Source organism: Photobacterium sanguinicancri (genome assembly GCF_024346675.1).
In the GTDB taxonomy this organism is placed as follows: Bacteria; Pseudomonadota; Gammaproteobacteria; order Enterobacterales; family Vibrionaceae; genus Photobacterium; species Photobacterium sanguinicancri.
This window is the reverse complement of record NZ_AP024851.1, coordinates 642730-666783: the sequence shown is the minus strand read 5'-3', so window position 1 is coordinate 666783 and position 24054 is coordinate 642730. Positions and strand designations below refer to the sequence as shown.

Sequence of the window (24054 nt, the reverse complement as noted above, 5' to 3'; positions counted from 1 at the left end):
CATTGGCTATCACGGCTTGAGACAGATATGAAGGTAACCCCTATCACTCTCGCGTTAACACTCTCATTTCCTTTATGGGCTAACAATTCAGCCCCATCCATTATGCAAGCCAATGATTTGCTCCTGACAACAGTACAAAATAAGCTCAGTTTAGATGCCGCTATTAATGAGTACCTAATCAGTGAGAAGTTAGATGGCATTCGCGCATTTTGGGATGGTAAAGGATTCGTTACTCGTTCTGGTAATAAGCTAAATGCACCAGATTGGTTTACACAGCATTTTCCTACCATTCCACTAGATGGTGAGCTATGGGCTGGGCGTGGTGGTTTTCAACACGTCGCAAGAACCGTGCTTGATACACAACCAGATGATGATTCATGGCTAAGCGTTAGCTTTATGGTGTACGACACGCCAACACCGAATATGGCATTCTCACAACGCTACGACATGCTGCACGAATCGATCACCGCACTTAATCATCCCCATATTCAAGTCATTGAGCAATTTAAAGTCAAAGACCTCAATGAACTAGAGAAAGCCTTAGATGAAACAACAGATGCTGGTGGTGAAGGTTTGATGATTCATCACGAAGATAACCTTTACCAACTTGGCCGAAGTGAACAACTCTTAAAATTAAAACACTACCAAGATGCCGAGGCTAAAGTCGTCGGCTACGAAGAAGGTAAAGGGAAGTATACGGGAATGATGGGCGCAATTTGGGTCGTCACATCAGATAATATCAGGTTCAAAATAGGCACTGGTTTTAAAGATATTGAACGTCAGTCTCCTCCAAAAATAGGCACTACCGTAAACTTTCGCTATAACGGTCTTACTGATAGCGGCATCCCACGGTTTGCTCGCTATGTAAGAGTCCGAAATAATCCTGATATTTAAAAACAAAAAAGCGCCTTCTGGCGCTTTTTTCATTCATCTGGCCCACCCTAAAATAAGGTTTACCGAATAATTACTGTGTTTTGAAAATTTGTGCCGCTTCGAGCTGTGTCATGCTGCGAATCTGACGCCAAACAAAATAGAAAATCCCCATCATCATAACCATAGATGGAATCGCAATCATTGGATAACTCAGTAACGTCATACGACCAAGTTCTTCATTAAAAGCAGCAGTACCCGATGGGCTGGTTACAATCCACGTTGCTAACACGTAATTCATGATTGATGAAAATACAAACGTACTTGCAAACAAGTAATTAGACTTCATTAGGCAACGTTCAAAATCAGCTTGCTGACCATTTTGCGTTAAGCGCTGATTGATCTCACTAAGATTCAATACTGTATCGTTGAAGATCATCTTCTTCACAACGGGAAACTTTGTGAAAGTTGAGATGAAAACACCCACACCAATTAAACCTGGGATCAAAGCCTCTTTAACAGCTAACCACTTAGTGTCCAATTCAAGTAAGCCTATACCACCTGTTAGCATCACACTTACAAAACCAAGTAGCGATATAAAGTTAAATTTACGAAAGCGTATTAGTTCGTAGCCACCAAATGCCAATGGGAAAGCTAGAGCTATGACTAATGCACCAACGGAACCTAGGTGCTCATCACCACTGAGCTTCATCAAGATCCCTGATGGGATCACGACATTAAACACAATCTCTAAAAATGGATTCGATTTTTTCTCTGTCATAGTGCCTTACAAACGTTATCTGATATCAATGCGCGCCTATTGTTTCTTGATTTTAGCACCCTGTAAAGCCTGAGTACGTTACAAAGCGTTAAGCCGCGTATACCGACTACTTATAAACATAGCAGATACGTGCTAAGAGCCTAATTTCAGTCCTTAACCAACATATATTGTGATCGGCTCGACATTATTCAAAGAAATCATATAAATTCGCCACACTCTTTCAGTGGCAGTTTATGCATTATTGACGAATCAAAAGTATATAATGACCTTACTATTAATTACATTTACTCATTAACGTGGATAATTAATCGTTACTAGCTTCATCTGTTATTTTCAACGTTATTGCTAGTACTATGATAGTTAGAGTTTTATCACATTTCATCATGCTATTTTTCCTTATTCTACCCCCACATTAAGGCGGTAAATATTTCAGCCACTTAATGATTATTCTACGACCCGATATAAATAGCCTGGTTTCACCAGAGTTAATTTAATCAAAATAAATAATAATTAAATAATCAGAGAGATATGATCATATGCGTATAGTATTAGCTTTAGGCGGTAATGCCTTATTAGCTCGTGGCCAAGCACTCACCGCTGAAAACCAACGTGAAAATATAAAAAAAGCAGCAGCAAGCATTGCTGCAGTTGCAAAAGAGCATGAGATTGTTGTTGTTCACGGTAATGGCCCACAAGTTGGTCTATTAATGGAACAAAACTCAGCTTACCAAGAGTACTCACCTGAAACTACACCATACCCAATGGATGTACTTGGTTCACAAACTTGTGGCATGGTCGGTTACATGCTTCAACAAGAACTTCGTAACGTTGACCGTGACCTTGCGATCGCAACACTTGTGACACAAACTGAAGTCAGTAAAGAAGATCCTGCTTTTGCTAATCCAACTAAATTTGTTGGCCCTGTTTACACAGAAGAACGCGCAAAAGAAATCATGGCATCATCTGACATGATGTTTAAAGCAGATGGCGACTACTTCCGTCGCGTTGTACCATCACCAAAACCTAAAGATATCGTTGAACTTCAACAAGTTGAAACGCTACTTCAAGCTAAAAACCTAGTTATTGCTTGTGGCGGCGGCGGTGTACCAGTTTGCTTCGACGACAACCGTGTTGGCACAGGTGTTGAATGTGTTATCGATAAAGACTTAACGGCTGAGTTATTAGCAGAAAAAATTAATGCTGATCTATTCATTATCCTAACTGACGGCTCTGTTTACCGTAACTTCGGCAAAGAAGACCAAGCTGAAATGAAACAAGCAACACCTGCAGGCCTAGCTGAATTTAACTTCCCTGCTGGTTCTATGGGTCCTAAAATTGACGCGGTATGTCAATTTGTAAACTCAGGTCGCGGTAATGCAGCTATCGGTTCTCTATTCGATTTAGACCGAATTACACGTAATGAAGCTGGTACATTAATCACTCAAGGTGAAGGTATTGTTTATTACTCATAGTTTAATAAATAAACTATAAGTAAGACTACCAATTATTCTTTAAGCGTAACTTTACTTTTTGTAAGTTACGCTTTTTTATGACTTATAACTTATGCCTAAAAATACATATTAGTTGCTTTAATAAAACTTCACTTTAATTAAGTAAAATCGGACTTGCTTCCTTCTTTTTCATTAAAACCCCTAAGTGTAAATACAATCAAACTTTAGATATTTTATTGTACAAATAATAACTCATTAGTGTTTATGTCTATTTATCATCCACACCAATCAAAAATGAAATCATTCTTTTAAATTTTACTCCCTTCTAAAATATGCTGACAACACCGTTAAAAACACTACTATTAGTCGCTAAAAAGCGGAAAAACATCAAATTACTTCATTTTCCAATTCTCACACCAAAAAGAGGCATTTGAAATGCCTCTTTTTGGGTTTATGATGTAGCCATTGCTTTATTTATCAGCTCATTAAGTAGTGATAAGCACCAGATAATACGGAATGTAAGATGGCTATTTCTCGACGCACTTTTTTAAAAACATCCATTGCTACGGCTGTTACCGCAGGCGGTGGCTTGATGGTTTACCCTGCCTCAAAACTTTTTGATGATGAAGATATCGAAGTGATCCCACATGCTAGCCATTGGGGGCCTTTTCATGCCATCGTAAAATCGGGGGTACTTATCGGTATTCAACCCCGCAAAGAGTTAGATGCAATGCCGACTGAAATGTTGACGGAAGGCTTGATTAGTCGTGTTTATGACAAGACTCGCGTTAAGTATCCTATGGTACGAGCGTCTTATCTTGCCGATCCTAAAGGTGACAACAAGCCGCATTTACGCGGTAAAGAACCTTTTGTTCGTGTTAGCTGGGAAACCGCGCTTTCTCTGGTTGCAGATGCTATTCAAACCACAGCAACAAACCATAGTAATGAAGCCATTTTCAGTAGTTCTTACGGTGGCTGGTCACACGCAGGCTTAATGAGACCTCAGGTATTACAAGGACGGTTTTTCAATTTAATCGGTGGTCAAAGTACAACAACAGGTGATTATTCTGGCGGTGCATCCCAAGTGATCTTGCCCCATGTCATTGGTGATATGGAGGTCTATTCACCGCAAACAGCATGGCCTATTATTGAAGAACATACAGAGACTTTTGTACTTATTGGCTGTGACCCTTGGAAAAACAACCGTATAGAATTCCGCGTAGCTGACCACCAAATGTATGCGCATTGGAAGCAGTTTGCAGATAAAGGCATAAAGTTCATTTCAATTAACCCACAACGAACACGAACTGACGACGAACTCAATGCCGAATGGGTAAAGATTGTTCCCAATACTGATACCGCACTATTTCTAGCCATGGCGCAGCATGTTTACGCTACCGGCCTTCATAATAGTGCTTATCTCGATCGCTACACCGTGGGTGCTGATAAGTACATCGACCATCTCATGGGAAAAGACGATGGCATCGTTAAATCGCCAGAGTGGGCAGAAAAGATAACGGGAATATCAGTCGAAAATATTCGAGCAATGGCAGAAAAGTTTGCAACAAGTAAAACTCAGTTTGCCGCAGGCTGGTCATTACAACGCGCGAATCACGGTGAGATGACCCACTGGGCAATCATTAACTTTGCAGCAATGTTAGGCAAGATAGGTAAACCCGGTGAAGGTGTTGGCTTTAGCTGGCATTACGGTAATGGCGGTATGCCACAATCAGGTAAAGCACTTCCGATTGGTTTATCGCAAGGGAAAAATCCAGTCAATGCGACCTGCCCTGCATCACGTATTTCCGAAATGCTAATGAACCCTGGAAAAAAGTTTACGCGAGATGGTATTGAATATACCTATCCGGACATAAAAATGGTGTATAACGCAGGTAACAATTTGCTATCACACCAGCAAGATACCAATGAGCTAATCGCTGCGCTTAATAAAAAAGTTGAAACTTTCGTCTGCCAAGACCCATGGTGGTGTGCATCATCTCGTTATGCCGATATTGTGCTGCCAGCAACCAGCACGTTAGAGCGTAATGACCTTTCATCTGGTGGCACTTACAGTAATGATAAAATTTATGCCATGCGCCAAGTGATTCAGCCTTATGGTGAAAGCCTTGATGATTTCGAAATCTTCCGTAAGCTCGCTGAACTCTTTAACGTTGAAGACAAATTCACCGATGGCTTATCATTCGATGAGATTTTAAAGCGTGCCTATAAAGCCTCGTCTGCCACACTTCCCTTCGATGATTTCTGGCAAGCAGGCGTTGCATTATTGCCCGTTCCACAAGAAGCAAACCAATGGGTAAGGCATGGCGATTTTTATCAAGATCCTGATAACTTCCCGCTCCATACGACATCAGGAAAAATCGAACTTTACTGCCAAGACATTGCCAATTTCGAGGTCAAAGATTGTCCGCCAATGCCGACATTTTTAGAACCATTCGAATATTTAGGCAATGCCAAATCCAACCAAGTGCATGTGGTTAGCCCGCACCCTTATATGCGCGTTCACTCGCAATTAGCTAATTCAGATGTTCGAAAGCATGAAAATGTACAAGGTCGCCAATATGTATTAATTAATGATCTTGATGCTCAAATGCGCGGTATTCGTTCGGGGCAATTGGTCGAAATATTCAATGAGCGTGGCCGAGTAATCGCTGGCGCAAAAGTGTCTGATCAGATCATGCCTGGCGTGATCAGTTTGGAAGAAGGTGCATGGGTGCAATTTGATAGCCAAGGACGTTGTAATGGTGGTTCAATTAATGTATTGACATCAAGCCAAGCCTCGAGTGATTTGAGTCAAGCCACCAGCGCCAATACTTGCTTAGCCTACATTCAACGCTGCCGTGATCCTGAATCTTCAAACTTAGCATTTGAGCCACCTCAAGTCTTGACGCAAAAAGCAGATATTAATATCGCTACAGTCACGACAACCTTAGCGAATGAAAGCTCAGCAAGCACTCAGCAAAGCGTTGGGGAAGAATTATTTTATCAGCGCTGTACTATGTGTCATTCAGCCAAAGATCCAAAACAATATACAAAAACACAATGGCATGGCATTACCAAAAGTATGTTCCCACGTGCGGGTTTAAATCCAATAGAGCGAGAAGAAGTCATGGCGTTTCTTGAAGCTAACGCGAAAGATGCCAAATAATACGGCTAGGATGTTTCATTGAAATTAAAAAAGCAGCCAAGGCTGCTTTTTTATTAATCAAGATTTTCACCAACGCAATGGCTATTAACCATTTATGCGTCAGGGTAACCATTAGGGTTAGTTGACTGCCAGCGCCATGTATCCGCTGTCATATCTTCTACTGTGTGTTTTGCTTCCCAATGCAATTCAGCTTTCGCTTTAGCAGGATCAGCCCAACACTCAGCAATATCACCAGGACGACGGTCAGCAATGTGGTATTTCACTTCAACACCCGATGCATTGGCAAAAGCATCGACCATTTCTAGCACGCTACTACCATTACCCGTACCTAGGTTGTAAATATGCAAACCCGCGTCTTTACCTTTGTAGTTTAACGCAGCAAGGTGACCGTCGGCTAAATCGACAACGTGGATATAATCACGTACACCCGTACCATCAACTGTCGGGTAATCATTACCAAATACCGCTAAAGATTCACGACGACCAACAGCAACTTGAGAAATAAATGGCATCAAGTTATTTGGAATACCTTGTGGATCTTCGCCCATAGTGCCCGACTTATGCGAACCTACTGGGTTGAAGTAGCGAAGTAACGTAATACTCATTTCAGGGTAAGCATGCTGAATATCCGTTAAGCACTCTTCCACCATTAGCTTACTACGGCCATATGGATTCGTTGCGCTAGTAGGGAAATCTTCAGTAATAGGCACAGAAGCAGGATCACCATATACCGTTGCTGACGATGAGAAAATCAAGCTATTCACACCCGCAGCACGCATCGCTTCAACCAAAACTAAGCTGCCATGGACATTGTTATCGTAATATTCCAATGGTTTTTCTACAGACTCACCGACCGCTTTTAAGCCAGCAAAGTGAATTACCGCTTCGACATCGTTTTCTTTAAATACGGCATCAAGAAACACACGATCACGAATGTCACCTTGATAAAAAGCAGGACGTACATTGGTCAATGCTTCAATACGATCCAGTACTGATGACTTACTATTGTATAAGTTATCTAAAATGATTGGGGTCATTCCCGCTTCAATCATCTGTACACATGTATGGCTACCTATGTAACCCATACCACCAGTAACTAATACGCGCATAGCGTTCTCCTTGATTACGCTGCCTGTTCTTTGAAACTAAGACAAAAAATACTTTCACTATTGTACGCTATTTTTAAATACTTATAAAAATGTAAGGCGCTTAATGCTGATTTTATAATCATGAGTCGCAAGTTTCATAAACTTACATCTTAATACTACTAGTGAATAGACCATAAACTCCAACCCTTAGCGGCTAACGCCACCACCTTACATACCTCTAAAGTATTAATGAATGCCGAATAACCACACAAGCAACAATAAAGGGATTATCATTGACTCAATGGCTAATTGAATTCATTCTTACGCCAAATCAATTTAGTCCACTTATTTCATATAAATATTGGACATCGCACAATTTGCTGCTTACTCTAGTGACGTTCTTCACATGATGAGAAGAATATCACTCACATAGTTACATGGAAGTTAGATATATATGTCGGTTTGTATCAAGAGCAGTCAACTAGAATCCCCAAATTTCGCGTACATCGAATTAAGTAAACAGACTCTACAAAAACAACTCACCGTTCTTTTTCCCGCTTCAGGGATCATTTGTACGATTATTGCCTTTAGCTACTTCGTTTCTGATGTTGACATCATTTACACCTTATCGGCACTAACTGGCGCATTGCTTTGTTACGTCTTAATGTGTGTAAACCGAAAGAACATTAACCCCTACCTGCTTGTCTGGGTGCTTATTTTTTTCACCACCACTACATGTACACTCGGATTCATGATGCATGGTGAGAATGATATTAGTCATACTATTGGCCTCACTATTCCACTTCTTTGCTTTTTTTCTTTAAACAGTAAAACCGCTTGGTGGTATAGCTCTCTGTTTGGCGTTCTTTATATGGTGCTAAGTGTCGAGTCGATGGCTGAGAAACATATTCAAATACCCGAAGCTCTGCAAAATATTAGCGCCTACTCAATTGTACTTATCCTTGCGTATTTACTTGCTCGTCACCGAAATGAAGCCATTGAGTTAGTGAAAAAGACCGCTTCAACCGACTTTTTAACTGGCTTACATAACCGCCAAGGCCTAATACCGATTTACCAAAGTGAAGCTGTTAGAAGTAAACGCTATTTACGTGCCTTTTCACTCGCACTGATCGACATCGACAACCTCAAACAAATCAATGATCGTTTTGGTTTAAAAGCAGGTGATAAGGTTCTAATGATGATAGCAAAATGCTTGCAAGAGCATTGCCGTCAAAGTGATCATATCGCACGTATTGGAGGGGAAGAGTTTTGCTTATTACTACCAGAAACTGATATTAAGCAGGCAGAAGAGCTAGCCTCTCGGTTAAACGAGGTACTATCTAGTTGGTCTTTAGAACTCGATTCTGGTGAAAAATTACAGGTCACCATCAGCATTGGCTTAACACAAGTCGAATACCAAGAGTTCTGCTACGACTATATAAAAGCAGACAGTGCCCTACTTCGAGCTAAAAGTTGGGGCAAAAACCAAATCGCAGTAAGCGAGTAATTTTCCCGCCTCCCGTCTTATTACTAATCGTCACAATGCACTTTTCATTGTGACGGTATTAATACAAAACTTACTGTCAATTAGCTGAATGTCATTCGTAAAATAATTTCTTCTCTTTATCCCTTGTTACTATATAAAGGTTAATTACTTTTCAAATATCGTGACATGTAAGGATTGTATGAAAATCGAAGAGTTAAAACTGTTTGTAAAAGTGGCAGAGCTAGGTAGCTTTACCGCTGCAGCAAATGCACTTGATCTTCCGAGAAGTAATGTAAGTCGTAAGATTATCGATCTTGAAAACGCCCTTGGTGCTAAGCTATTTCATAGAACAACTCGAGCAATATCCCTTACCAACAATGGTGAAGCTTACTACCAAGAAGTTCTCAAAGGGCTCGCCATTCTCGATTCAGCCAGCGCAATGGTCACGAATGCAACCTCAAACGTCACAGGCCGTATAAAACTAGGCTTATTGCCGGAAACGCATGAATTACTGCAGCCCATTTTGTTTGATTTTCAGGACAATTACCCTGACGTCGAACTCGATGTGCGCAACATTACAAACGGCTTTAACGACATGCATCTACAGGGGCTTGATCTGTGTTTTCATGGCGGACAATTATTTGATTCAGACTTAGTCGCAAAAAAAATATTATCGCTAGGCCGTTGCCTCGTTGCGTCTCCATCTTATCTTGAAAAATATGGAAAACCCACCAGCCTTGATGACCTTCGACACCATCAATGTATCTGCTTTCGTTGGCCAAGTGGAGAAATAGATGATCATTGGCATTTTTCTCAGCAAAGTATCAAGCTCTCTCCCAAGCTCATTTGTAACAGCGTAGGGTTTGTCAAAAGTGCCACGATGCTTAATAGAGGGATCAGTTTCGTTCCTAAGTTAATGGTTAGTAAAGAAATATATGAAAATAAATTGGAAATAGTGTTAGACGGACAGACAACGATTGAAGAAAATGGCTGGTTGCTTTATCAGCAGCCACGTAGCTTGAACACCGCAAGCCGCACTCTTATTGACCACTTACTAACAGAGGTCCCTAAACTCAGCATATTGTCCTAGGTTTTAGGACAGTGATTCTCATTAATCACCGATTATCCGAATACTGTTCGATTGTAAGATAGCTCATAACATCAAGGAGCTATCTTATGAATACATTCACCAAAACCACCTTGGCGGCATTACTTGTCAGCCTCACTGGTTGCAATCAAAGTATCTCTTCTATACCTGTAACTAAAGCAGAGCGTCCCGTTCAAGTTATTGAACTACAAACAGCACAGCCAACAACTCAGAAGTATTTTAGTGGTGTGGTTCAATCGCAGGAACAAGCGGCATTAGCTTTTCGTGTTCCTGGGACAATCACAAATATTTGGGTAAAAAAAGGTGACGTGGTCACTAAAGGCCAAGCACTTGCTCAACTTGATCCTCATGACTATCAAGTCGCCCTTGAGGAACTACAAGCTCGCATGTTAGAAGCGAGATCTGCCCATAAACTCGCGAAAGCCGAGCTAAAACGCGTTAAACAAGCAACACAAGATGATGCCATTGCCAATGTTAATCTTGACCGCGCTATCAGTGGATACGAACGCAGTTTATCGGCCGTCAAAGTAGTTGAAAAAAATATTCAACGTGCAACAGACACCTTAAGCTATACCACATTAACTGCTCCTTTCAATGGCGTTATTGGCGATATCACGCTTGATAGCTTTGAACAGGTCCTGCCTGGGCGTGCCGTTCTCACACTTCAACAAAACAACCGACTTGAAGTTGAAATTGACGTGCCAGAAAGCCTCATTGCAAAATTCGAGTTAAACCAAATTGCTGCCCTTTCTTGGTTCCAATCTGACAAAAGTTTGCTGGCGACGGTTTCTGAAATCACCACAACACCCAATCTTATCAAACAGACCTACACAGTAACGTTAACCCTTGACGATTATGACCGTGAACTTTTCCCAGGAAAAACAGTAACCGTCAGTACCCCTCTATCGCTCTCAGACAGTGATTACTGCTTACCTTACTCTGCCTTAATTGGAAATAAAGAAGACATGCATGTCCACCTTATTCGCAATAACCTTATCGCTCGAGAAAGCGTTGATCTGCAATCTTTAGATGCCTACAGCGCCTGTGTTACTGGCAATTTCGTCGCTGATGATTATGTCGTTATCAGTGGTAGCAGCTATTTAACGCCCGGTGATAATGCTCCGACATTGATCATCAAAACGTTATAAGGAATCACCATGATCAATTTAGCCGAATTCGCTATACGCCAGCGAACATTCGTCATCTTTTTCAGCGTACTAAGCATTATTGCAGGGCTTTACTCTTACTTCGATTTAGGCAAATTAGAAGATCCTAGCTTTACGGTTAAAACGGCTGTTGTCGTGACGCTGTACCCTGGTGCTTCCGCAAAAGAAGTCGAGTATCAAGTCACCGATACCATAGAAACTAAACTTCAAGAAATGGGCTCACTCAATCGACTACGTTCACTGTCGCGACCGGGTCTGTCAATGGTATTTGTTGATTTGAAAGAAAACCTCAACTCTGACGATTTACCACAGCAATGGGATTTATTACGTCGAAAAGTTAATGATGTGAGCTTGCTCTTACCTGCAACCGCACAAATGAATATCGTTCAAGATGAATTTTCTGAAGTCTACGGCATGCTATTTTCAATTCATAGTACCGATGCCGCGCCAGAAGAATTACGCCGATATGCAGAAACGCTTCAACGCCAATTAAAAGCTGTCGATGGTATCAAAAAAATAGAACTTCATGGGGTTCAACCGCGCGCTGTTTATATTGATTTACCAGACGAGCGTCTAGCACAGTATGGTTTGTCAGCATCTCAAATTTGGAACCAATTGAACTCCCAAAACATGGTGTTTGAAGCAGGTCAATTCGATGCAGGCCAAGAACGCATTCGTGTCAACCAAAGTAGTGACTTCCAATCACTGGCCGACGTTAAAAATCTCGTCATCAAAGGCGGCGTCAGCGAATTGGGGACCGGACTTATTCGCTTAGCTGACATTGCCAATGTCACTATGGGTTACCAAACACCAGCATTAACTGAAAACCGCTTTAATGGCGAACCCGCTGTCACATTAGCCGTTAGTCCAGTTCAAAGTATTAATGTTGTCTCACTTGGCGACTCAATAAATACAATTATTGAAGACTTCAAGCAAACCTTACCGCTGGGTGTTGAAATATCAACAGTGGCCTATCAACCTGAAGAAGTACAAAAATCAATCGATGATTTTGTCATGAACCTATTAGAAAGTGTGGCAATCGTCTTCATTGTTCTTTGGGTCTTCATGGGCTTTAAAAGTGCTTCTATCGTCGGTGGTAGTTTGCTACTCACTATTCTATTAACGCTTGTGTACATGAACGTCTACAATATTGATTTACATCGTGTATCTTTAGGCACATTTATTCTTGCATTAGGCATGCTTGTAGATAATGCCATTGTCATCACAGATATGATGCAGTCAAAGCTCAACAAAGGCATAGAACGTACAGTCGCTGCCATTGATTCAGTGAAAGAAACGACACTACCCCTGCTTGGCGCTACAGTTATTGCTATCATGGGTGCCAGCCCCGTTTTATTTTCTAAAACAGATGCAGCTGAATTTGCGGGTTCTGTCTTCTATATTATTGCCGCATCACTGTTGCTTTCATGGTTTGTAGCCATGACATTTACCGCCTTAATGTGCTGGCTATTCATTAAACCACAAACTGTCAAATCAGGCACAAAACCAAACCGATTAAAACAATGCATTCATTGGACCGTCGATCACCCAGCAAAAACACTCGCAGGTTTGATCCCGCTTATCATAGTGACAGCACTTGCCGTTCCCTACATTAATGTAAACTTCATTCCGCAATCTGATCGCCCTGTTGTTTTCCTCGATTACTGGCTACCAAACGGCGCAAAAATCGAACAAACATCTGCTGACATGAAAGAAATTGAGCAATGGTTACGATCTCAACCTGAAGTCGAAAGCATCTCAACTATGATTGGCGCGAGCGTACCTCGTTTCTCTGTCACTGTAGAACCAGAGCCGCTCGATCCCGCCTATGGCCAAATACTCATCAACACAACAAACTTTGAAGGGATCACCACGCTAATTGCGCGTGGTGATAAATGGCTAACGGCGAATTACCCTAACGCAGAACCTCGTTTCCGTGGTCTGAAGCTGGCTACCGCAGATAAATACGCAGTAGAAGCACGGTTCTCAGGCCCTGATGTAACCGTTTTGCATCGTCTTGCAGAGCAAGCGAAAACCATTATGGCAGCACACCCAGAAAGTAAGTATGTACGTGATGATTGGCGTCAGACCAGTAAAGTCATGACCCCTATTACTAATCAAGAAAAATTACGTCGTGCAGGGATCAACCGAGCTGATATTGCATTCGCGATGAAGAGAGCATCAAATGGCATGCCACTTGGTCAAATGAACCTAAATGATGAACTGATCCCAATTCAACTTCGTGGTTCAGAGCAAACCATGGCCTCGTTAGAAACACTGCCAGTAAAATCATTACTTGGCTTACATACGGTTCCACTCGGGCAGGTAGTTGATGGTTTTACGCTTTCCGCTGAAGAAAGTATGATTTGGCGTCGTGACCGCTTGAAAACCATCACGGCGCAAGCTGGTGTCAGCCGTGATTCAACCCCAGCGAGAGTGCGTAATGCGATCAAAGCCGATATTGAAGCGATCGCGCTTCCTCCTGGCTACCACATGGAATGGGGTGGCGAATATTATGATGAAAATAAAGCAATTACCGATATTTTCAAACAACTACCAAAAGCCATGCTGATCATGGTCGTGATTTTGGTTGCGATGTTCAATAGCTTTAAGCAACCCGTCATTATTCTTGCCACTATTCCACTTGCCGCTACTGGTGCCACTTTCGCCTTGCTGGGTTTTGGCAAGCCATTTGGCTTTATGGCATTGATTGGTGCAATTACCCTCACGGGCATGATTATCAAAAACGGTATCGTTTTGATGGATCAAATAGAGCTTGAACGAAAGAATGGTTTAGCCCTGTCAGATGCGATCAAAGAAGCGACCGTAAACCGTACTATGGCGATTTCAATGGGAGCATTAACCACGGCTCTTGGCATGATCCCACTGCTTAGCGACTTACTCTTCGATCAAATGGCAGCCACGATTATAGGCGGACTTGCTGCGGCAACGATACTGTCATTATTGGTGATGCCTGCTATTTATAAGCTAACGACAAAAGACACCTCAACATTAATAGAAACAACCACAGCAGAGCAAATTTAGGAGTTACTATGACGTTTTCTACAACACGAAAATTAGCCCCCATTGCTCTTGCTATGTTGTTAACAGGCTGTGCAGTTGGACCTGATTATCAAGCCCCTATGGTATCTATAGCGGAGTCATACCTGCATACAAACACAACTAACACAGCATCAAGCGACTTATGGTGGCAGCAACTAAACGACGACACATTAAACATGTTAATCAACGACATGCAACAGCAAAACGTGTCGCTAAAAGTCGCCGCAGAACGCATCAAAATGGCGAATCAATACCAAACTATGGTTGCCTCGTTCAAAGTGCCAACAATCAGTGTTGGAGCGGGATATTATAACTATCAGATCAGTAAAAATGATTCGTTAGCAGGGCCATTAGTCAACCCCATTGCTATCCCGCCAGTTAGCCCTCAACTGCCATCTAACGTTACCTTAATGGATAATCAACATGACGGTGGCTATATCGGTGCCTCTATCGCTTGGGAGTTAGATCTTTTTGGTCGTATAGACCGCCAAGCTGACGCGGCTCAAATCCGCGTAGAACAAGCAGAAATAATGACATCGGGGCTACATACCTTATTAACGGCAGATTTGATCCATAACTACCTGCAATACCGTGGCGCACAAGAGCGAAAGGCATTAGCGCAGGCGAACATTGAAGACCAAAGAAAGACACGCCAACTGATAAAAAAAGTCGTTAAAAGTGGTTATGGTTCGCAGTTGGATTACGCACAAGCAACAGCCGCTTTAGCCGCAACAGAGGCGCTGATCCCACAATTAGAAATTGCAGAGCAAGCACATAAACACAGAATTGCTTTATTACTCAACGAACCATTGACCCAAGTGGATATACGGTTAGCTCGTTCGGAAAGGCTTCCTACCCTGCAAGGCGTGATTCCAACGGGCTTACCTTCAGATTTACTGAAACGTCGCCCTGATATTCGCGCCGCGGAACGTGAAATGGCCGCAGTAAATGAGGAACTCGCTGCCAGCATTGCGAATCGATATCCGAAATTTTTCCTAACAGGCACACCTGGCGTATCTGCCAGCAGTTTTGATGATCTGTTTAGCAGTGATTCTTTTGGATGGGCTGGTAGCGTAGGTATTAACTGGAATGTATTTGATGGCGGCCGAGGAAAAGCCGCAGTAAAAATGAATGAAGCACGTTTCCAATCTGCTGCGTTGCAATATGAACATACGGTCAATGCCGCGATTACAGAAGTCGATTCCAGTTTATTTGCTTATGGTCGCTCACAAGAAACCCAGAAACAAATTGATGAAGCATTAGCAGCAACAGACCTCGCTGTTAGTAAGGCAAAATCACTTTATAAAGCAGGCTTGATTGATCATCTATCAGTACTTGATGCACAACGCCAACAACGCATGGTTCAAGACAGTCAATTGGCAGCCCGCCTCCAAACAGCGAATATCACCATTGCTGTGTATAAAGCACTTGGTGGTGACTGGCAGATAACTCCACCACCAAGTGAACAACAACCAATACCAACCGCCAACTCGAATGAAACAAGTGGAGCAAGTGAAACATTAGTAAGCCTATAATCGATCGTGGTGTACATCGAAAGGTGTACACCTTACTCACACATTATTGCGGAAAAAACACTGTAAAATGAGACATTAACATCAGTTTTTAATGATTATAGAAACTTTAGCTGACTCTAGTGGATGTCGTTACATAACCCCGCTAGGATAATTTGATAGGCAATCACTAACATATATTAATAAACTGGATACCCATTTCTCAGGAGGAGTAATGAACTATATCGACGGTGTACTCCACATCGAATCTTTCTTGGCGGTGACACTTGGCATTATTGTGCTTTTTGTTGGTCGGCGCTTAACCCAAGCGAGTTATTGGCTGCGTGAGTTCAGTATTCCCGAGCCAGTATCAGGCGGTATTTTAATCTCCATCACTTTTGCCATTTTGCACTATGCCACTAATATTGATGTGCAATTCGAGCTAGCCGCTCGTGATTTGTTACTGGTGTACTTTTTCACCACTATCGGTATTAACGCCAGCCTTACTGATTTATTCAAGGGCGGCAAGCCACTCATCATCCTGCTTTCTATTACAATCGGCTATATGCTCATTCAAAACATCACAGGCATTGGTATCGCGACCTTACTCGACCAACCTGCGGCATTTGGTTTATTAAGCGGTACAGTCTCATTGATTGGAGGTCACGGCACAGCTATCGCTTGGGCACCCAAAATTGGTGAAACCTTTGATTTAGATACCGCAATGGAAATCGGTATTGCCAGCGCAACATTTGGATTAATTCTCGCCAGTATTATGGGGGGACCAATCGCAAAGTATCTGATCAACAAACATAATTTAACCCCATCGAAAGATGAGGAAATGGACATAGGTACAAAACAGTCTGAGCCACAACCTAAGATCAACGCTTATGATTTTCTTGATGCTGTGTTAGCTATCCACATTTGTATTATCTTAGGCGCAATCCTAAACAAAGCGGTTGCATCAGCTGGCTTAGAACTGCCTCTTTTTGTCACTTGTTTGTTTGCCGGTATTCTAATCTCAAACCTTGTACCAGCCTCCTATCCTCGCCTAACAGGTACGCGTTGGCCCTCGCGTAAACCCGCGGTTGCCTTGATAGCAGATATTGCCTTGGGTGCATTCCTAGCAATGTCACTGATGAGCATGCAATTATGGGCGTTAATTGATTTAGCTGGCCCTATCTTTGTTATTCTTGGCGCACAGTTCATTGTCGCGGTTTGTATCGCCATCTTTGTTATCTTCCCATTAATGGGAAAAACCTATGATGCAGCAGTGGTTTGTGCGGGGTTTGGCGGTATATCGCTTGGGTCGACACCGACGGCAATGGCAAATATGTCAGCGGTTGCTCAAAAATATGGTAACTCCCACCAAGCCTTTATCATCGTGCCTCTGGTTTGTGCTTTCTTTATCGATTTGGCTAACGCCTTAATCATTCCTTACTTTATCGGATTTATCTCTTAATACCCCAACTTTCACACTGCCAATAACGAGCTGACGCTAACAAAAGCTAAGCGTCAGCCCTACTCTTACTTTCACATCATTCATGCTAGTTAGCGAGTGGTTCTACCTACAAAATCTATAACACTGTTATCAATAACTTTAACCAGCAAGAATGATTTGGTAATTGATGGGATTGGCATTATTGACCTTGGTATAATGACCTATCGTTGCCAACCATAGTTTCGCTAGGAGTACATAATGAAAACAACAACACTTTGCCAATGGAAATGCTTCTCTGTCGAAGAGGAGGGCCAAACGTTGCCTGATGGCCGAGTCATACGTTTCACTACCGTAAAACACCCTGGCGCAGTCATCATTATTCCCGTTACAGAAAGTGGTGACTTAGTTCTTGTCAATCAATACCGCCCCGCCATTAAACAATGGATTTTAGAATTCCCAGCAGGAACACTTGAAGATAGTGAGCAAATAGAAGTTTGCGCCCACCGTGAATTAGCAGAGGAAACCCAATTAGCAGCTAAGAGCTGGGTGAGTCTCGGGCAATTATTACCCGTACCCGGTTTTTGCGATGAAGTTCAGCATCTTTTTCTAGCTAAAGATCTACAAACAACTCACGGCGAACTTGATGATGATGAGATCATCGAAGTCATTACCATGAGTATTGAAGAGTTTGAATCACTGATCGCGAACAATACCATTCAAGATGCAAAAACGATTGCAACCTATATGAAAGCTAAGCTGGCGGGCTTGTTATAAAACCCAGGACTCAGGACTCAGAACAATAAAAACAGCCACTAGACTTAAGCAAAATATAGAGTCTAAAGCCTTTTGAATTCGCGAAAGGCTTCTTTTCAATACCCTATTTATCTACCTTCTCAGCACGAAGGTATACCGCTTTTACATTCGCGCCCATTAGGCAACTCGAGGATACTTTAAAACCTCGCGGTTGAATCATTTCGATTGCTAACTGCGGCGTAAGAATTATTGACGATGTCGATTTTGTGCCATATTTTCGACTGTAACGATATTTAAGCATCAGTTGGTTTAACCAAGTCATACCATGAAGAGTAAAGCTCAGCACGATAAGTCGTCCCCCCGCTTTTAGTACTCTAAAGCATTCAGCCAAAGCGAGTTCAGGCTTAGGTATAACGTGCAGTAAATTCGCCATGAAAACAGTATCGAATGAAGCATCGGCATACTGCAATTTAAAACAATCCGCTACTTCCACGCTAACATGATCTTGTTGAGCAAATCTGTCAAAAGTAATGGTGACCATTTGATCCGATATATCCGTCGCTGTAATCGTTGTGGCGGAATCTAAAAAACATTCGGTATAAGTACCATTTCCACAGCCAAGCTCTAACACATTGCCGAGATCTTTTAATCGTCTCAGTTCAGACTTCACCAAAGTAATATCTTTTACACCAACGACATAGTTATTACTCTGTTCAAAGTCCTGCGCAAAAGCTTCCCACTTATTATCACCCATACTTACCGCCCCTGTGTACGCTATGATCAGCTTACAAGAGCATCTGCCTAAAAAAAGTATCTGGCAATAAAAGCAGCTCACAAATACGAAGTGATTCACATTATCATTTACTTGCTATGGGTAGCTGCACAGCGCTATGTGCTATGTGCTATGTGCTATGTGCTATTAACAAGCCATCGCTAAACATCCGCCTAGCAGCAATGATAAAAATTTAGGTCATCACTACAAAGTAAAAGTAAGTCGAGCCGTTGTTGCTTTTAATAAGTGCTATATTCTTCCACTGACGCATTGATAAAACTTGAGAGATGAGTGATTAACCGCTTCTACTTCATCCTTGTAAACAAAGTGTGTGTTATCAAAAGCATTAGCAGATAAATTTGATTGCTTAGTGTATCGTAAAATTAAACGCTTACTTCTTACATAAACAAAGACTGTCCAATCTTCTCTAAACAAACCATATACTCCGCCCATCGTCTTAACGTTATAAGTTAAAGAAAATTTTTGATCTTCATCTTGGCGCCAATCTGCAGAACGGCTGATTGCTCTAGAGTCACCGACAACGCTGTATGTGCAATCTAATGCCTTTTTATACGGATTAGTGACATTTTTAATCTCGAATATCGAAATGATACTCACCTGTGGCTTGTATAAACGACCTCGACTTTCTAAGGTTTGAACACATCCTGACAACGATATAAAAATGAAGATGCAAAGAGGTAACTTTATCATTTTCATAATGCTGCCTTATTCCTACTATTGATGGATTTACGACCCTTTTCTCAAGCTCTGTTTCTTTAATAAGTCAAAATAAAGGATCAGATCTTTTATGCGAGTATGGTAATAACTCTTAGCTTTAATATCAAGAGTATCAATACAGTTTAGAGGACATGCTATGAATCCGATATGAATACCGCAGTTGGTGATAGGACAGCGACAAAGAAAGGAAATAAAAACGGCCACAGTATCTACATACTGTGGCCGATTACAGAGCAGCTAAAATGCTCTTTCCTATATGGTATTAACGATTACAAGAATTTTGAAATATCATCAACACTTGCTTTCGCATCACCAAATAGCATCTGTGTGTTCTCTTTAAAGAACAGTGGGTTTTGAACACCCGCGTAACCTGTATTCATAGAACGCTTAAACACAATTACGTGTTTCGCATTCCAAACTTCCAGTACAGGCATACCTGCGATTGGGCTGTTTGGATCTTCCATTGCAGCAGGGTTAACTGTGTCATTCGCGCCAATAACCAAAACTACATCGGTATCAGATAGATCATCATTAATCTCATCCATCTCTAATACGATGTCGTATGGTACTTTTGCTTCCGCTAACAGTACGTTCATGTGGCCAGGTAAACGACCCGCTACAGGGTGAATACCAAAGCGAACATTCACGCCTTGAGCACGTAACTTATCAGTGATCTCGTGTACTGGGTATTGAGCTTGCGCTACTGCCATACCGTACCCTGGAGTAATCACGACTGATTTCGCATCTTTCAGCATTTCAGCAACTTCTTCCGCTGATGCTTCACGGTGCTCACCTTGCTCTTCGTCAGAAGAAGAAACAACAACTTCAGTACCAAAACCACCCGCAATAACGCTGATAAACGAACGGTTCATCGCTTTACACATGATGTAAGACAGAATGGCACCAGAAGAACCAACCAATGCACCTGTCACGATCAATAGGTCATTGGCTAGCATGAAGCCCGCTGCCGCTGCTGCCCAACCAGAGTATGAGTTAAGCATAGAAACAACCACTGGCATATCTGCGCCACCGATTGATGCTACTAAGTGATAACCAAATGCAAATGCAATAAGCGTTACTACAATCAGTGCAAATGTCGAACCTTCTACGTTCACGAAGTAAAGCATAAGAAGGAAAGAAACGACTAACGCCGCAAGGTTTAGCTTATGGCGATGAGGAAGCATTAAAGACTTAGAATCAATAATGCCGCGCAGTTTACCAAACGCAACGATTGAACCAGTGAAGGTTACAGCACCAATGAATACACCAAGGAAGACTTCCACAAGGTGGATGTTCAATAGTGCGCCTGTTAGCTCGCCATGATCAATGTAAGTATTGAAACCAACTAGCACTGCCGCTAAACCAACGAAGCTATGTAGAATAGCAACCAGTTCAGGCATTTCAGTCATTTCAACTTTCTTAGCAAGGTGCATACCGATACCACCACCGATAACCATCGCTAAGATGATCCAGCTAGTACCTTGCGCATCAGGACCAAAGATTGTTGCTAGAAGCGCAATCCCCATACCCGCGATGCCATAGTAGTTACCTGCGCGTGCTGTTTCTTGCTTGGAAAGCCCCGCAAGAGACATGATAAATAGTACCGCAGCAACAAGGTATGCCGCTTGTACGATTCCTGCAGACATGTGTTACTCCTTATTTATCTTTACGGAACATTTCAAGCATGCGTCTGGTCACCATAAAGCCACCAAAAATATTGATACTTGCAATTAAAACAGCAATAAACGCCAAGAAGGTGACAACACCTATCCCCTGACCTATCTGCAATACCGCACCAATAATGATGATGCCTGAAATAGCATTTGTTACCGACATTAGCGGAGTGTGCAATGCATGAGATACATTCCATACCACGTAATAGCCAACAACACATGCCAGAACGAATACCGTAAAGTGAGCAAGGAATTCAGCAGGAGCATAATTTGCAATCCAACCGAATGCTGCTAAACCTGCCGCCATCAAACCATATTTCTTCACAGGAGAAGTCGGTTTTTCTTCAGCTTTAACTTTAGGTTTAACTTCTGGAGCTGGTTTTTGAGGCGCAGCCGATACTTTGATTGGTGGCGCTGGCCAAGTGATCTCACCGTCTTTGATCACAGTAAGACCGCGTAGCACTTCATCATCAAAATCGATGTTGATGTTACCGTCTTTCTCTTTACAAAGCAGTTTGAGCAAGTTAACAAGGTTTGTACCGTACAACTGAGATGATTGAGTCGGCAAGCGACCTACCATATCGGTGTAACCAATGATTTTCACACCGTTTGGCGTCGTAATCACTTTGTTAGCTTCAGTGTATGCACAGTTACCGCCGTTAGCCGCTGCCAAATCGACAATCACGCTACCCGCTTTCATTGAATCAACCATTTCTTTGGTGATCAATTTAGGCGCAGGACGGCCAGGGATCAATGCTGTCGTAATGATGATATCAACGTCTTTTGCTTGCTCTGCGTATAAACGCTCGGCTGCTTTGTTGAATTCATCGGACATTTCTTTTGCGTAACCATCGCCAGTACTGGTGTCTTCTTTGAAATCGACTTCAAGGAAAACAGCACCCATACTTTCAACTTGTTCCTTAACCTCAGGACGCACATCAAAAGAACGAACAATAGCACCAAGGCTACCAGCAGCACCGATAGCCGCTAGGCCAGCAACACCCGCACCAGCAACTAATACTTTCGCAGGTGGAACCTTACCAGCAGCTGTGATTTGGCCCGTAAAGAAACGACCAAACTCATGAGCCGCTTCAACAACAGCACGGTAACCCGCGATATTTGCCATAGAACTCAACGCATCAAGTGCTTGCGCACGCGAAATACGCGGTACAGAGTCCATCGCCATGATATTGATGTTTTTAGTTGATAGCTTTTCTAGCAATTCTTGGTTCTGAGCAGGCCAAATAAAGCTAACAAGGCTTGCGCCTTCTTTTATCAATTCAAATTCATCGACGCCAGTTTCGTCATTAACCTGTGGTGCGTTAACTTTCAGAATTAAATCTGATTGCCACACATCCTCGGTTGAAACGATAGTTGCACCCGCCGCTTCAAAAGCCGCATCGTCAAAACTAGCCAAGACACCAGCATTACTTTCAATCGCAACACTGAACCCCATTTTTAATAACTGCTCAACCGTTTTAGGCGTAGCAGCCACTCGCGTTTCGTGCGCGAGTATTTCTTTTGGCACACCAATCTGCATTATTATTCCCTGAACATTGGCATTAATGTAATGATCTTGTATCCAACCAACAACGTAATATCAAGTACTTTGTAAGAAAAACACAAAAAAACCCAACAATAGCCGATAATTTACATCAAATGTCGCTGACTAATGAAATTAAATAACACTTTTAACATCAGGACAGAGGTCAAACCACTTTATAAAACGGGCATTTAGCTATAAGTAATTACATAAATGACTAATAAACACGTCACAAGCAAGAAATCAGGCTAAAAAGACCACACTTCGTATTAAAAATGTCTGTTTAAAACGTTGGCTAGCTATTAATCACATCGAAAGATCAGCCACCATTTCAAACTTGATGATCATGCAGCACCATCAGCGATCAGTAGTACTCCATGATCCTCAAACCAAGAAACTATTATATTTACCCATGTTTATTAACTACGACTACTCCCACCGCTGCATACAGTAATATGAGCATACAAGGAGCAAACGATGCTAATTAAACATGCGGTCACCATTTTGATCGATGAACATTCTCGCTTTATCTAGCATGAAGGTCTCTGCATCTTGCTTTGAACCTAACAAATCAGAACGAATGAATGTGTGCGTTTTTAACTCGCCGTCGATGGTTTTACAAATACGGCCAGCAATACGGAACTGCCCGCCTTCAGCAATCGGTTCAGGGTAAATTTGATACCCATTATGCTCAATCGGCTCAGCAGCCACAGGCGTTTTTTCTTCTTTATTGAAGCCAAATAGTTTTGACAGAAAACCCACGTTATTCATCTCCTAAAAAGCCTATCTATTGATAATGCCACAGAGTACAGAAGAAAAATTAAACCAAGGTTAAAATATAGAAAAAAACCCTTGTGAAGCATTGCCTTGAGCGCAATTTAGACAAAAAAGAACAATGTAGAATAGCAACAAAGGTATGAAGTAAAGTCAATCAACTTCGATTTATCGTGAATAACGAGTGAGGAAAACAACAAGGTATGAATAAAACAGAGCGTAAAGAGAGTTGTGAAGGCTTCAGAAATGAAAAACGCCAGCATCAGAGCTGGCGTTTAGAATTTATTAATAACTACAGTTATCGACTAGCGATACATGCCGATGTCTTTTTGTAGGTGTACCGGAAGATCCGATACATTATATTGTTTAGGTGACTTAGAGCCGCCAAAAAGAACGTCTAATGCGTGTGCAATCAATCCTTTGATATCTAACGCATAGGCTTTCTTAGTTTCAGTGCTTGCTGGAGCAATGGTATCGAAGTTAAGTGCCTGTGCCATGATTGCCTCTACTTATGGTTTAATTTTGAACTGCGGTAATAATAGCCGCTTATTTTTCGTTCCAAAAATGACAATATTTTCAAATTAAAATAAGAAAAACTAATACGTTAATTAATTGTTAGGCAAGAATTAGGCAGGAGGAATATAACAACAAAAAGAATGAATAAAACTAC

General features: G+C 41.9%; 18 protein-coding genes. 10 read left to right on the top strand and 8 right to left on the bottom strand.

All coding sequences use genetic code 11. From position 1 onward, the window contains the following. Positions 1–27: 27 nt before the first annotated feature. Positions 28–894, top strand: a complete 867-nt coding sequence (locus OCU87_RS19915) for a DNA ligase (RefSeq protein ID WP_062689443.1) — start codon at positions 28–30, stop codon at positions 892–894. A 70-nt stretch (positions 895–964) separates the two neighbouring features. Here OCU87_RS19915 and OCU87_RS19910 read toward each other — a convergent pair whose 3' ends face one another. Further along, complete coding sequence (locus OCU87_RS19910; protein WP_062689390.1) at positions 965–1651, bottom strand: VC0807 family protein; 687 nt, start codon at positions 1649–1651, stop codon at positions 965–967. A 536-nt stretch (positions 1652–2187) separates the two neighbouring features. On the opposite strand from OCU87_RS19910, the gene OCU87_RS19905 reads away from it, so the two are divergent. Both OCU87_RS19905 and OCU87_RS19900 read left to right on the top strand, forming a co-directional pair. Then, positions 2188–3123 (top strand): carbamate kinase, encoded by a 936-nt coding sequence (locus OCU87_RS19905; RefSeq protein ID WP_062689388.1) that lies wholly within the window; start codon positions 2188–2190, stop codon positions 3121–3123. Between the two features lie 502 nt (positions 3124–3625). After that, positions 3626–6268 carry a molybdopterin-dependent oxidoreductase gene (locus OCU87_RS19900; protein WP_261859203.1) on the top strand — a complete coding sequence of 881 codons (2643 nt, stop codon included), beginning with the start codon at positions 3626–3628 and terminating at the stop codon, positions 6266–6268. Between the two features lie 92 nt (positions 6269–6360). On the opposite strand, the gene galE is transcribed toward OCU87_RS19900, so the two are convergent. Further along, a complete protein-coding gene (galE, locus tag OCU87_RS19895) occupies positions 6361–7377 on the bottom strand; it encodes a UDP-glucose 4-epimerase GalE (RefSeq protein WP_062689387.1) in 1017 nt (338 codons plus the stop codon). A 433-nt stretch (positions 7378–7810) separates the two neighbouring features. Here galE and OCU87_RS19890 point away from each other — a divergent pair, with 433 nt between their 5' ends. The 7 genes from OCU87_RS19890 to OCU87_RS19860 all read left to right on the top strand — a co-directional run bounded on the left by OCU87_RS19890 (position 7811) and on the right by OCU87_RS19860 (position 17905). Next, a complete protein-coding gene (locus OCU87_RS19890) occupies positions 7811–8863 on the top strand; it encodes a GGDEF domain-containing protein (protein WP_261859202.1) in 1053 nt (350 codons plus the stop codon). A 178-nt stretch (positions 8864–9041) separates the two neighbouring features. Continuing rightward, the gene (locus OCU87_RS19885; RefSeq protein WP_261859201.1) at positions 9042–9932 is read left to right on the top strand and encodes a LysR family transcriptional regulator; all 891 of its coding nucleotides are present in this window, start codon (positions 9042–9044) and stop codon (positions 9930–9932) included. 86 nt (positions 9933–10018) lie between these two features. After that, positions 10019–11098, top strand: a complete 1080-nt coding sequence (locus OCU87_RS19880; protein ID WP_261859200.1) for an efflux RND transporter periplasmic adaptor subunit — start codon at positions 10019–10021, stop codon at positions 11096–11098. Positions 11099–11107: 9 nt separating this feature from the next. Further along, the gene (locus OCU87_RS19875; RefSeq protein WP_261859199.1) at positions 11108–14161 is read left to right on the top strand and encodes an efflux RND transporter permease subunit; all 3054 of its coding nucleotides are present in this window, start codon (positions 11108–11110) and stop codon (positions 14159–14161) included. An 8-nt stretch (positions 14162–14169) separates the two neighbouring features. Next, positions 14170–15714, top strand: coding sequence for an efflux transporter outer membrane subunit (locus tag OCU87_RS19870; RefSeq protein WP_062689382.1), 1545 nt, complete (start codon positions 14170–14172; stop codon positions 15712–15714). A 211-nt stretch (positions 15715–15925) separates the two neighbouring features. Continuing rightward, positions 15926–17152, top strand: a complete 1227-nt coding sequence (gltS, locus tag OCU87_RS19865) for a sodium/glutamate symporter (RefSeq protein ID WP_261859198.1) — start codon at positions 15926–15928, stop codon at positions 17150–17152. Between the two features lie 237 nt (positions 17153–17389). Then, the gene (locus OCU87_RS19860; RefSeq protein ID WP_261859197.1) at positions 17390–17905 is read left to right on the top strand and encodes an NUDIX hydrolase; all 516 of its coding nucleotides are present in this window, start codon (positions 17390–17392) and stop codon (positions 17903–17905) included. A 103-nt stretch (positions 17906–18008) separates the two neighbouring features. Here OCU87_RS19860 and OCU87_RS19855 read toward each other — a convergent pair whose 3' ends face one another. The 6 genes from OCU87_RS19855 to OCU87_RS19830 form a co-directional block, all read right to left on the bottom strand. Next, positions 18009–18638: a class I SAM-dependent methyltransferase gene (locus OCU87_RS19855; RefSeq protein ID WP_261859196.1), complete on the bottom strand. Its 630-nt coding sequence runs from the start codon at positions 18636–18638 to the stop codon at positions 18009–18011. 267 nt (positions 18639–18905) lie between these two features. Beyond that, entirely contained in the window at positions 18906–19373 is a 468-nt protein-coding gene (locus tag OCU87_RS19850; RefSeq protein WP_261859195.1) for a hypothetical protein, read from the bottom strand. Positions 19374–19663: 290 nt separating this feature from the next. Then, positions 19664–21040, bottom strand: coding sequence for a Re/Si-specific NAD(P)(+) transhydrogenase subunit beta (pntB, locus tag OCU87_RS19845; RefSeq protein ID WP_062689374.1), 1377 nt, complete (start codon positions 21038–21040; stop codon positions 19664–19666). 10 nt (positions 21041–21050) lie between these two features. Next, positions 21051–22607, bottom strand: a complete 1557-nt coding sequence (pntA, locus tag OCU87_RS19840) for a Re/Si-specific NAD(P)(+) transhydrogenase subunit alpha (RefSeq protein ID WP_062689372.1) — start codon at positions 22605–22607, stop codon at positions 21051–21053. Between the two features lie 483 nt (positions 22608–23090). After that, entirely contained in the window at positions 23091–23372 is a 282-nt protein-coding gene (locus OCU87_RS19835; protein WP_094958056.1) for an HlyU family transcriptional regulator, read from the bottom strand. Positions 23373–23689: 317 nt separating this feature from the next. Beyond that, complete coding sequence (locus OCU87_RS19830) at positions 23690–23881, bottom strand: hypothetical protein (protein WP_062689367.1); 192 nt, start codon at positions 23879–23881, stop codon at positions 23690–23692. Positions 23882–24054 lie beyond the last annotated feature (173 nt).